Raw genomic sequence first — 11,075 nt, 5'->3', positions numbered from 1 at the left:
CGGAGTCCGGCAGTACCGTGGCGTCAGCGAGCAAGCGCTTTCTCAACGAGGAGGACCCGCCGTGCCGCACCGTCCCGGCCGGTCGCCACGGATCACGATCAGCGATGTGAGCACAGCGGCCGGCGTCTCCGCCGCCACCGTGTCCCGCGTGCTCAACGGGACCGCTCGGGTGGATCAGTCACTGGTCGACCGGGTGCGCGCAGCGGTCGCCTCGCTCGGGTATCGGCCGAACGCGGCGGCCCAGGGCCTCGCGCGCGGCGAGTGGGGCACGATCGGCGTCCTGGTTCCCGACCTGGCGAACCCGTACTTTCCCGATGTCCTGAAGGCGGTCTCCGCGGTCGCCCGGGCACACGGCCGCCGGATGATGGTGATGGAGTCCGACGAGGACCCGGCCGTCGAGCACGACCTGGTCGAGGACCTGATGCGCTGCTGCGACGGCGTCCTGCTGTGCTCGCCACGGATGCCGCGCGCCGACCTGGCCGAGCTGATCGGGCGCAAGCATCCGGTGGTGCTGTTCAACCGGATGGTGCCGGGACTGCCGGTGCCGTCGATCTCGGTCGACTTCCACGGCGGGATGACGCAGGTCTGCGGGCATCTGGCGCAGCTCGGGCATCGGCGGGCGGCGTACCTGAGTGGGCCGTCGGCCTCGTGGGCGAACACGGAACGGATCCGCGCCTTCGAGGCCGCACGCGCTTTCGGGCTCGAGGTCGAGCTGGTGGAGTGTGGTGCGACCAGCCAGGCCGGGTACGACGCGGTGATGCCGGTGCTGGAGTCCTCGGACGCGACCGCGATTCTCGGCTACAACGACCTGGTCGCGCTGGGCGCGTTGGCGCGGATGCGGGAGCTCGGGGTCGCGGTGCCGGCGTCGTACTCGGTGGTGGGATTCGACGACATCTCGCTGGACCTGGTCGCGCACTCCAAGCTGACCACGGTCTCGGTGCCGCGGGACGAACTCGGCCGGCGCGCCGGTGAGCTGCTGGAACAGTTGCTGGTGAACGGCGCCGACGCGGAGCCGGCGTACCTGCCGATGACACTTCACGTGCGCGACACGAGCGGTCCACCGCGGGGATGATCGGCGCCGTACGCTCTGCGCATGACTTCGACGCCTGGTGAAGAAGCGGCGGCCCGGTACCCCGATCTCTACCAGGCCGCGACGCACGGCCCGGCGACGTTCCGGCATCTCGTCCAGGCGCACCAACTGGCGGCCTCGACCGACCAAGTGGCCAGTACGGCGGGCTTCTGGCTGATCCCGGCGGTGGCCGCGAAGTTCTCCGAGCTGCACGGCGGGATCGAGAAGGAGTACTACTGCAGCGCGGTCGTCGGTGGCTGCCTGCTGGCCAAGGACCGCACGGTCTACTCGATCCTCAACTCGCCGCCGCCCGAGCTGGTCGACGCGGAGATCGCGTGCAAGGTGATCGCGAAGGAAGCCGGGTACGGGTTGCGCGGCAAGCACGTGGTGCAGCAGTTGGAGGAGGCTACCGATCATGCGTACTCCGGGCTGACGCGGGTGATGGTCGCGGCCGATCTGGTCGCGAGCGGCGCGCCCGCCGAGGAGATCGCCACCGCGGTCGCCGCGGCGAGGAACGAGGTCAAGGTCGTCACGGCCCGGGTCGAGGTCCTGCTGCAACGACAGGCTCGGCTGGAGTACTTCCAGGGCGTACTCGCCGGCATCGTCCCGACGTTCCTGCTGGTGATCCTCTTCGGAGTCGCCGCGAACGCCTGGTGGCGCAGCGCTTTGGTCCCGTCGGCGCTGGTTGCCGCGATCGCGATGTCCGCTCTCGGTGCCACCATCAGCGTCGTCCAGCGAATGTCCAAAGGCTCGCTGATCATCGACCACAGCGCTTCCCGCCGGCACCGCACGCTGCTCGGCGCCTTCCGCCCCGGCGTCGGGGCCATCTTCGGTTCCCTCGCCTACTTCACCCTCCTGGCCGGCATCCTCGCCGGCGGCTCCGCCGTCGGAACCCCCGCCTCGGTCGCCGTCTTCGCCGTCACCGGCTTCGCCGCGGGCTTCAGCGAACGCTACGCCACCGACATGCTCGACTCGGCCGCCAAGCTGATCCGCAAGTAGCCGCGCGGTCCGTGGACCTGGGGATATCCGGCAGCAGCTGTAGCTTTTCGGGGGTCTGGGTCGTTGGGGGTGTGAAGTCCTCACCGGGTGTTGGCTCGGGTGGGGTTTCTGAGGGTCTGCGGATCCATTAGCCTGGGTCGGGTTTTCGTCGGCGAGGTGGAGGTTGTGTGAAGCGGTTCGTGGTACCGCCGAACTGGCCCACGCCGCCTCGCCGGAGCTGGGTGCCGCCGAAGACCTGGCAGCCGGATCCGACCTGGCCGCCGGCGCCGGAGGACTGGAACTTCTGGGTCGACGGCAAGGGCAACGCGGTGCGCGGCCCGATCGGCCTGTACGGCGGTCCGCCGCGGCGCAGGGTCGTCGCCGGAGCCGGCGCCGCGGCGGCCGTGCTGGTGCTCGGGCTGTGGGGACTGTCGACGATCGACAGCGAGCCGCCGCAGTCGCAGGCCGCGCCGATCCTGGACGACCGCACCCCGACCCCGACCCCGTCGGCCACGGTCACGCTGACGCCGTCCGCGCCGCCGCCGACCGTGCGCCCGACCGCGCCCCCGCCGTCGAAGACGACGACCAGGCCGACGGTCAGACCCACCAAGACCCGGACGACCAGGACCCCGGAGCGCGCCGAGGAGCGGGACCCGACGCCCACGAAAACCACCCCCAGCGTCACCAGGACACCTCGTCCGCCGCGCATCACGCCGACCCGCACGATGACCCGCGAGGAACTTCTCGCGGAGTACTGCCGCCAGCGCGGCTGGGACCCGGAGTGGTGCGACCCGGACAACTGGCAGGACCCCCGGGACCCCCAAGCCCCGCCGACGACCCAGCGCTGACCAGCTTCCCGGGGGTTGACACCCCTCGACGTGCGCAGATCCTTGACCACATGGTTCTGCCGAGCCCGGCGTACCGCTGGTGCTTGTCCCCGACTGTAGGAGGAGCCGTGCGGGAGTTGATCGTGGACTACTTCAGCACCCTGGACGGGTTCGGCGACGGCGGGCCGCAGCCGTCGGCCTACTGGGGATACGACGGACCCGGGCTGCAGGAGTGGCTGGGGCGGAAGCTGGCCGAGGATCACATCCTGGTGATGGGCGCGACGTCGTACCGGATGATGGCGGAGTTCGTCGCGGAGGGCGACGACCCGTCGTTCCAGCGGATGACGGAGCTGCCGAAGCTGGTGTTCTCGAAGACGTTGCAGCCGCCGTTGAGCTGGGCGAACACCACGATCGTCGACGAGCCGGTGGAGATCGCCGTGCCGGCGTTGAAGCAGCTGGACGATCTGCCGATGGTCACGCTGGGCAGTCCGACGCTGGTGCGCAGCCTGTTCGAGCACGGGCTGGTGGATCGGCTGCGGGTGACGCTGTTCCCGGCCATGCACGGGCGCGAGGGCGAAGGCCCCCTGTTCACCAAGCTGCCGTACAAGCAGCTGGAGCTGATCGGCACCGAGGTGATCGACGATCGCCTGGTGTCGCTCGAGTACCGGGTCAGCTGAGGAAGTCGATCGTCCGGCCGACGCCGGTGGCGCGAGCGGCCTGGTAGACGGGCCAGGCGATCGCCAGGTCCTGCCAGGGCAGACCGACCGGGGCGTAGACCGTCACCTGCGCGGCGGATTCCCTGCCTGGCTTGGCGTTCGACAGCACCTCGCCGAGCGTTGCGCAGATCGACGCCTCGCTCAGGCCGACGTTGCCAACGGCCCCCATCGACGCCGCCAGGCGGACGTCGTCGACCACGACGCGAGCGCCGCAGAGCAGATCCGCGCCGAGCTCGACCTTGCCCGGCTCGTCGGCGCCGAGCGTGGTGAAGTGCCGGCCGGGCCGCACGTCGGCCGCGGTCAGCAACGGCTCGCGCGACCAGGTCGCCAGGACGACGATCTCCGCCCGCGCCGCGACGCCCGTCGCGCTGTCGACCATCGCGCCGGGAATCCCCGCCTCCGCGACAAACTTCTCGGCCCGCGGGCGATCGACGTCGTACCCGACCAGATACTCCACCGCGCGCAGCGTGCGCAGGCCGCGCACCACCATCGCCGCCTGGGCTCCCGTCCCGATCACTCCGACCGTGCGCGCCGTCTTCGCCGCCAGCGCGTCGGTCGCCAGCGCCGCGGCGAGCCCGGTCCGCCACGCGGTGATCGTCGCCGAGTCGAGCAGGGCGAGCAGTGACCCGTCGGTCAGGTCGTGCAGGCAGACCACCCCGCGCAGCGCCGGCGACGCCTGCGGGAACTTCGCGTTCACCTTCACCGTGTACGCCGGAATGCCCGCGATGGTGCCCGGCAGCAGCGTCGTCGCCGTGCCCGGTCCGGGCAGTTCGGTCCGGTTCCGCTGGGGCTCGATCCCCACGGCCGCGGTGAATCCGGCCCGGAGCGTGCGCAGGACGGCCGGGACGTCGAGCAGTCCGAGAACGTCGGACCGGGTGAGCAGCAGTGTCATGTCAGACCACGTTGAATTCCGTACGGGCCGCCGCGTCGCGGAAGCGTCGGGCGTGCAGTGGGGAGATGTCGACGAACGGCGGACGCTCGAGCCAGAGGTCCCGGATCACCTCACCGACGGCAGGTCCCTGCAGGAAGCCGTGGCCGGAAAACCCGGTGGCGTAGAGGAATCGGCTGACCTCGTCGGCCTCGCCGATCAGCGCGTTGTGATCGGGTGTGTTCTCGTAGAGGCCGGCCCAGCCGCCGGTCAGGCCGACGTCGAGCAGGCTCGGCGCGCGCCGTTGCATCGCCGCGGTCAACGCGGGCAGCCAGGCGTCCGAGCGGTCGAGGTGGAAGCCGGGCTGCTCCGCCGGGTCGGACATGCCGACCAGCAGGCCGGGCCCTTCACGGTGGAAGTAGAACGTGCTGTCGAAGTCGATCGTCATCGGCAGGTCGTCGCTCAGCCCGTCGATCGCCTCGGTGACGACGATCTGCCGGCGCAGCGGTGTCACCGGCAGATCGACCCCGGCGTACTGGCCGATCCGGGCCGACCAGGCACCGGCGGCGCAGATCACCGCCGAGGTCCGCACCGTTCCGCGACTGGTCCGGACGCCCCGGATGTTGTTGCCCTCGACATCGATCCCGACGACCTCGCAGCCGGTCGTCAGCTGGGCGCCGAGATGACGGGCGGCGGTGGCGTAGCCGAGCACCACCGACTCCGGCGTACAGTGCCCGGCGTCCGGCGAGAAGCACGCGCCGACGAGTCCGTCGGGCGAAATGAGTGGTGCCAGGGCAACGGCTTCGTCGACGCTGATCATCCGCGTCGGTCCGCCGAGCGCGTTCTGCAGGCGGGTGCTCTGCTCGAACGACGCGACCTGCTCGTCGGTCGACAGCAGGAACAAGTAGCCGACCTGGTGCAGGTCGATCTGCTGGCCCGGCCGGTCGGCGAAGTTCGCGAACGCCTGCAGGCTGCGAGCACCGAGCGCGACGTTCACCTCGTCGGAGAAGTTCGCGCGCACTCCACCGGCCGCCTTGGACGTCGAGCCCGCGCCGAGGCTGTCCTTCTCCAGCAGCAGCACCCGCCGTACGCCGGCCTCGGCGAGATGGAACGCGATGCTGGTGCCCATCACGCCGCCGCCGACGATCACCACGTCGGCGGACTCGGGCAACGCGGTCGGGCTCAAGGCAGCAGGAACCCGAAGTCGGCCTCGACGGTGACGGTGTCCATCTGGGCCTTCTGCAGCTTGCCGGAGTAGTCCCAGTTCAGCGACTGCCAGCGAGTGAACTGGTCCAGCACCCAGATGCCACTCTGCCGCGAACCGTTGCCCGACTTGCCGTTGCCGCCGAACGGCAGGTGCGCCTCGGCGCCGGAGGTCGAGTTGTTCACGCTCACCATGCCGGCTGAAATGCCCTGCGCGAACTGGAAGGCCTGCTGCGGGTCGGTGGTGTAGATCGAGCTGGACAGGCCGTAGCCAGACTTGTTGCCCAGAGCAATTGCTTCCGGCAGGTCGGTGTACGTGGTGACGCCGACCACCGGCCCGAACGTCTCGTGCAGGAACAGCTCGTCGTCCGGCTGCACGCCATCGACGATCGTCGGGTGGTAGAACAGCCCGGTCGCGGGATCGCCGACGAAGCCGTCGCGCGGGTTGTCCGCGGTGACCCGGCCGGTGCGGCCGATCACCCGGTGGTGGTCGCCGATCCAGCCGAGCGACTTCTCGAACCCGGCGGCGAACTTCTCGTCCAGCAACGGGCCGAACAGCACGTCCTGGGTCGGATCACCCATTCGTGCCGCCGCGACGGCCGCGGCGAACAGCTCGACGAAGTCGGAGTGCACGGCCTCCTGCACAATCACCGTGCCGAGCGAGGTGCAGCGCTGGCCCGCCGTACCGAAGCCGGAGAACAGGGCGCCCTCGACGGCCAGGTCGAGATCGGCGTTCTCGGTGATCACCATCGGGTTCTTGCCGCCGAGCTCCAGGCACGGGGTCTGCAGGTGCCGGCCGCACAGCTCGCCGATCCGGCTCCCGACCTCGGTCGATCCGGTGAACCCGACCTTGTCGACCAGCCCGGCGACCAGCGCCTGCTCCAGCCCGACGAAGGTGTCCGGGCCGTCGGCGTGCACGACGTTGAAGACCCCGGCCGGTACGCCGGAGTGCGCGAAGATCTCGTAGAACGCGTCGGAGACGACCGCGCTGTACTCGGCCGGCTTCCAGACCACGGTGTTGCCGCAGAGCAACGCCGGCACGATGTACCAGGACGGGACCGCGACCGGGAAGTTGCCGGCCGAGATCACCGCGACCGTGCCGACCGGGCGGCGGAAGGTGAACAGCTGCTTGTCCGGCATCTCCGACGGCACGGTCTGCCCGTACAGCCGCCTGCCCTCGCCGAGGAAGAAGTCGCAGGTGTCGATGATCTCCTGGACCTCGCCGAGCGCCTCCGCGAGCGGCTTGCCGATCTCGCGGGTGACCAAGGCGGCCAGGCGGGTCTTGTTCGCGGTCATCAGGCGGCCGACGTTCGCGATCACCTGGCCGCGCTGCGGGGCCGGCAGGGCGGCCCATCCGGTCTGCGCGTCCGTGGCCGCCCGGGCCGCCTCGACGAAGACCTCCGGACCGGCCAGGCCGATCTCACCGACCACGTCGGCGGTGTTCGCCGGGTTGGTCGAGACGGTGGTCCGGAGCGGATTCGGGACTCGCCGGCCGGCGACGACGGACAGGATGGCAGACGACACAGGTGGGTCCTCTCGCTTCGGAGCTCGGTATCGGTCAGCCTCTCATGTGAGCATGCACTGTGAGTGGCGTGCGGGTGACCGATGAGCAGATCGCGGCGATGTCCCTGCAGGAGCGGCGGGAGCTGATCTTGCGGCTGGCGCCGGTACCGGCGGGAGTGCTGCCTGCCCGGCGGATGCTCGAGCGGATCCGGCGATGGCGGCTGGTGCTGATGCTGCTGTGCGTGGCGGCGCTGATCCCGTGGACGATCTACCTGTCGGTGACGCTGCCGAACCGGTACGAGGCGCGCAACTGGGTGGCGACCTGGGTCGGCTTCGACATCGTGCTGACGATCATGCTGTTGCTGACCGCGATCTTCGGGTACCGGCGGCGCCAGTTGCTGTTCCCGACGGCGTTCGCGTCCGGGGTGCTGCTGCTGTGCGACGCGTGGTTCGACGTACTGACCAGCCATCCGGGAGCGGATCTGTGGCAGGCGGTGGTGAGCGCGGTGGTGATCGAGCTGCCGTTGGCGTTCGTGCTGATCGCCGGGCCGCTGCGGCTGTTGCGGTACGTCGCGATCCGGAACGGGCTGGTCGATCCGGAGCTGAAGATCTGGCGGATGCCGATCCCGCTGCCGGAGCTGTGGCCGGACCGGAAAGATGGCTTGTGAAGGCATTCACAATATGATTGAGTAGATGGTGACCCGGGCAAGGTCCCGGGCGTACAGCGACCCCGAACAACGGGAGGTGCGGTACATGACCGAGCGCAAACCGCCCGGGATGACGACCCAGGACTGGGTCGAGCTGCAGATCCGGCAGGCCCAGGAGCGCGGCGAGTTCGACGGGCTGTCCGGCGAGGGCAAGCCGATCCCGAAGCTGGCCGATCCGCACGACCCGGACTGGTGGGTCAAGGACTTCATGCGCCGGGAGAAGATCGAGGCCGACGTCCTGCTGCCGCCGTCGGTGCAGCTGCGCAAGGAGAAGGCGCAGGTGCCCGAGAAGGTCGCGAAGATGCGCACCGAGACCGAGGTCCGCGACTACCTGGCCGACCTGAACGAGCGGATCCGGATCCAGATCCGCGACGCCACCGGAGTGGTGATCCCGGTCGGATTCGTGGAGACCGAAGCCGTCGTCGAGCAGTGGCAGCGGGACCGCCCGGCCCCGGCGCCGCAACCGGCCCGGTCCGAGCACCACGAACACCAGGGACGCCGCCGCAGGTCTGTCTGGCAGCGCTTGTTCAGTTAGAGGGTTCGGTCAGCCGAGCAGGTCCCGGACGGCCTTCTCGACGGTCGCCTCGCTGAGCAGGACGTGCTGGGCCGCGGCGCCGAGCGGGACGAAGCTGTCCTCGCTGGTCACGCGGGCCAACTGGCCGGTGAAGCCCGCGTCGACCAGGGCCGCCAGCACGCCTTCGGAGACACCGCCCGTACGACGGGTCTCGTCGACGACCAGGACGCGGCCGGTGGCTTCGGCCTCGCGGAGCAGATCCTCGGTCGGCAGCGGCGCGAGCCAGCGCAGGTCGAGCACCCGGACGCCGGGAACACGCGCGGCGACGCGCAGGCTCATCGGCACGCCGTTGCCGAAGGACACCAGCGTGAGCTGGTCGCCGTCGCCGTACGTGCGACCGCGGCCGATCGGGACGTGCCCGGTCGGAGTCTGCTCGCTCGGTTCGTGCTCGCCCGGACCGTGTGTGCTGGGATAGGGCGCCAGCCAGCCGCCGTCGCCGTCCTCGTGCAGGTCGCGCCGGTGGTAGAGCGCGATCGGCTCGAGGTACACGCAGACCGCGCCGTCGTCGCGGGCGGCGGCCGCGCAGGTGTGCAGCATCGCGGCCGCGTCGTCCGGGCGCGACGGTGAGGCGATCACCAGCCCGGGGATGTCACGCAGTACGCCGATCGCGTCGTCGTTGTGGAAGTGCCCGCCGAAGCCCTTCTGGTAGCCGTAGCCGGCGATCCGCAGCACCATCGGGTTGCGGTACTGGCCCTGGGAGAAGAACTTCAGCGACGCCGCCTCGCCGCGCAGCTGGTCCTCGGCGTTGTGCAGGTAGGCGAGGTACTGGATCTCCGGCAACGGCAGCAGCCCGGAGACCCCGGCGCCGAGACCGAGCCCGAGGATCGACTGCTCGTCGAGCAACGTGTCGAACACCCGCGCCGGCCCGAACGCCTTCTGCAGCCCGCGCGTCACGCCGTACACGCCACCCTTGCGACCCACGTCCTCGCCGAACACGATCGACTCCGGGTACGCCGCCAGCACGTCGGTCAGCGCGCGGTTGATCGACTGGCTGAGCGTCAGCGGCGTCGGGTCTTCGCTCGTCCTGCGGGGCAGGGACTTCTCCGAGACCTCGGAGAGTCGCAGGGGAGCCGCGACCGCCTCGGCGGAGGCGAGCTGGGGGAGACCGGCCACCTCGCGGGCGAGGGCCATCACCTCGGCGCGCTTCGCCTCGTACCGGTCGATCACCTCGCTCGCGGTGCGGCCGGCGCCGAGCAGGAGCCGCGCGGTGCCGAGCAGCGGGTCGAGCTCCTCGTCGGCGAGCAGCTCGGCCGGCGTCCGGTACGCCGCCTCGACGTCGGAGCCCGCGTGGCCGAGCAGCCGGACGGTCCGCAGCCGGAGGAACGCCGGGCGCCGGTTGCGTCGTACGAAGGTCGCGGCTTCGGTCGCCATCGTCAGCGTCGCGTCCAGGTCGGTGCCGTCGGCATCGAAGTACCGCAGGCCCGGACGTTGCCCGTAGGCCTGCTTGATCCAGCCGTCCGGGGTGCGCACGCTGATGCCGATCCCGTTGTCCTCGCAGACCAGCAGCAACGGCATCGGCAACCCCTGGTACGACGCGTGCAGGGCGGCGTTGATCGCGCCGGTCGCGGTCGAGTGGTTCGCCGAGGCGTCGCCGAAGCTGGTCACCACGACGGCGTCCGCCGGCCACGGGGACTCGACGCCGAGCTTGCCCGCGCGGGCGATCGAGAACGCCACGCCCATCGCCCGCGGCAGGTGCGAGGCGATCGTCGAGGTCTGCGGGATCACCGCCAGGTCGTGCCGGCCGAACACCTTGTGCCGGCCACCCGCGATCGGTTCGGTGGTCGCCGCGGTGACGCCGAGCAGGATGTCGCGCAGCGCGGTCGTGTCACCGTGCTGAGCGGCCCGGGCCAGGTAGAAGGCGCCGGAGCGGTAGTGCAGGAGGGCCGGGTCGGTGGGGCGGAGCGCGGCGGCGACGCCGGCGTTGCCCTCGTGGCCCGAGGAGCCGATCGTGTAGAAGCCGTGGCCCTCCGACTGGAGCCAGCGGGCGGCGAGATCGGCGTGCCGGCTGCCGAGCTGGGCGTCGTACAGGGTGCTGATCAGGTCGGCGGGGTGGGCGGACGGTGCGGGTTTCAGCCCGAGCACCCGCTCGGCGAACAGCTTGTCGACCTGACTCACCGCGCCACCTCCGGCGGCTCAGAGGCCGCAGTCGAAGCCGTCGTCGTTGGGGTTCGCGTCGGCCAGGCGGTCCAGGATCCGGGCTGCGCGTCGAAGCTCCTCACCCGGAACATGATCCGCGAAGAACGTCGCCACCACCGCATCGACCACGGGTTGGGCAGTTTTCAGCGCCTCCCGTCCGGCCGGGGTGAGCTCGGCCCAGGTGGCCCGGCGGTCGGTCGGCGACGTGGTCCGGACGACCCAGCCGTCCTTGTCCTCGAGCTTGGTCACCAGCCGGGTCCCGCCGCTGCGGGAGATCATCAGCTTCTCGGCCAGTGGGGCCATCCGCAGTTTGCCACCGGCCTCGTCGAGCGCGCGCAGCACCTCGTGCTCGAAGTACGTCATCTTGGCGACACTGCGCAGGGTGTTGTCGAGATGGGTGAACAGCAGCGTGTCGGCGCGGTAGAGCGCGCGCCACGCGTCCAGCTGTTCGGTGCTCATCCGGGTCGCCATGTTTTGAGTATACGGATAAACGG

At 70.5% G+C, this 11,075-nt stretch carries 11 protein-coding genes; 6 read left to right on the top strand and 5 right to left on the bottom strand.

From position 1 onward, the window contains the following. Positions 1-106: 106 nt before the first annotated feature. The 4 genes from BWI15_RS27990 (at position 107) to BWI15_RS27975 (ending at position 3,551) form a co-directional block, all read left to right on the top strand. Positions 107-1,072: a LacI family DNA-binding transcriptional regulator gene (locus BWI15_RS27990; RefSeq protein ID WP_202817755.1), complete on the top strand. Its 966-nt coding sequence runs from the start codon at positions 107-109 to the stop codon at positions 1,070-1,072. A gap of 21 nt (positions 1,073-1,093) precedes the next feature. Then, positions 1,094-2,068 (top strand): hypothetical protein, encoded by a 975-nt coding sequence (locus BWI15_RS27985; RefSeq protein WP_077017552.1) that lies wholly within the window; start codon positions 1,094-1,096, stop codon positions 2,066-2,068. A 167-nt stretch (positions 2,069-2,235) separates the two neighbouring features. Next, positions 2,236-2,895 carry a hypothetical protein gene (locus tag BWI15_RS27980; RefSeq protein ID WP_077017551.1) on the top strand — a complete coding sequence of 220 codons (660 nt, stop codon included), beginning with the start codon at positions 2,236-2,238 and terminating at the stop codon, positions 2,893-2,895. Between the two features lie 107 nt (positions 2,896-3,002). After that, positions 3,003-3,551: a dihydrofolate reductase family protein gene (locus BWI15_RS27975; protein ID WP_077017550.1), complete on the top strand. Its 549-nt coding sequence runs from the start codon at positions 3,003-3,005 to the stop codon at positions 3,549-3,551. On the opposite strand, the gene BWI15_RS27970 is transcribed toward BWI15_RS27975, so the two are convergent. Genes BWI15_RS27970 through BWI15_RS27960 form a run of 3 tightly spaced genes read right to left on the bottom strand, consistent with a single transcriptional unit; the run spans position 3,544 to position 7,185 of the window. Beyond that, positions 3,544-4,482: an ornithine cyclodeaminase family protein gene (locus tag BWI15_RS27970; protein ID WP_077017549.1), complete on the bottom strand. Its 939-nt coding sequence runs from the start codon at positions 4,480-4,482 to the stop codon at positions 3,544-3,546. The two genes, BWI15_RS27975 and BWI15_RS27970, sit on opposite strands and share 8 nt — an antisense overlap. Position 4,483: 1 nt before the next feature. Beyond that, positions 4,484-5,644, bottom strand: a complete 1,161-nt coding sequence (locus BWI15_RS27965) for an NAD(P)/FAD-dependent oxidoreductase (RefSeq protein ID WP_237771491.1) — start codon at positions 5,642-5,644, stop codon at positions 4,484-4,486. Continuing rightward, positions 5,641-7,185, bottom strand: a complete 1,545-nt coding sequence (locus tag BWI15_RS27960) for an aldehyde dehydrogenase family protein (protein WP_077017547.1) — start codon at positions 7,183-7,185, stop codon at positions 5,641-5,643. The genes BWI15_RS27965 and BWI15_RS27960 overlap by 4 nt, the downstream gene beginning before the upstream one ends. Before the next feature lie 68 nt (positions 7,186-7,253). Here BWI15_RS27960 and BWI15_RS27955 point away from each other — a divergent pair, with 68 nt between their 5' ends. Together BWI15_RS27955 and BWI15_RS27950 are read left to right on the top strand one after the other, a co-directional pair. Further along, entirely contained in the window at positions 7,254-7,832 is a 579-nt protein-coding gene (locus BWI15_RS27955; RefSeq protein WP_202817754.1) for a hypothetical protein, read from the top strand. A gap of 85 nt (positions 7,833-7,917) precedes the next feature. Then, complete coding sequence (locus BWI15_RS27950; protein WP_077017545.1) at positions 7,918-8,406, top strand: J-domain-containing protein; 489 nt, start codon at positions 7,918-7,920, stop codon at positions 8,404-8,406. A 9-nt stretch (positions 8,407-8,415) separates the two neighbouring features. On the opposite strand, the gene BWI15_RS27945 is transcribed toward BWI15_RS27950, so the two are convergent. Both BWI15_RS27945 and BWI15_RS27940 read right to left on the bottom strand, forming a co-directional pair. Beyond that, on the bottom strand, positions 8,416-10,560 hold the full coding sequence (locus BWI15_RS27945; RefSeq protein WP_077017544.1) for a thiamine pyrophosphate-dependent enzyme: 2,145 nt from the start codon (positions 10,558-10,560) through the stop codon (positions 8,416-8,418). Positions 10,561-10,578: 18 nt separating this feature from the next. Then, the gene (locus tag BWI15_RS27940) at positions 10,579-11,052 is read right to left on the bottom strand and encodes a MarR family winged helix-turn-helix transcriptional regulator (RefSeq protein WP_077017543.1); all 474 of its coding nucleotides are present in this window, start codon (positions 11,050-11,052) and stop codon (positions 10,579-10,581) included. Positions 11,053-11,075: the final 23 nt, after the last annotated feature.

It is taken from the genome of Kribbella sp. ALI-6-A (assembly GCF_001984195.1).
Classification (GTDB): domain Bacteria; phylum Actinomycetota; class Actinomycetes; order Propionibacteriales; family Kribbellaceae; genus Kribbella.
The sequence above is the reverse complement of the archived record's forward strand: the minus strand, read 5'-3'. Positions and strand labels throughout refer to the sequence as shown.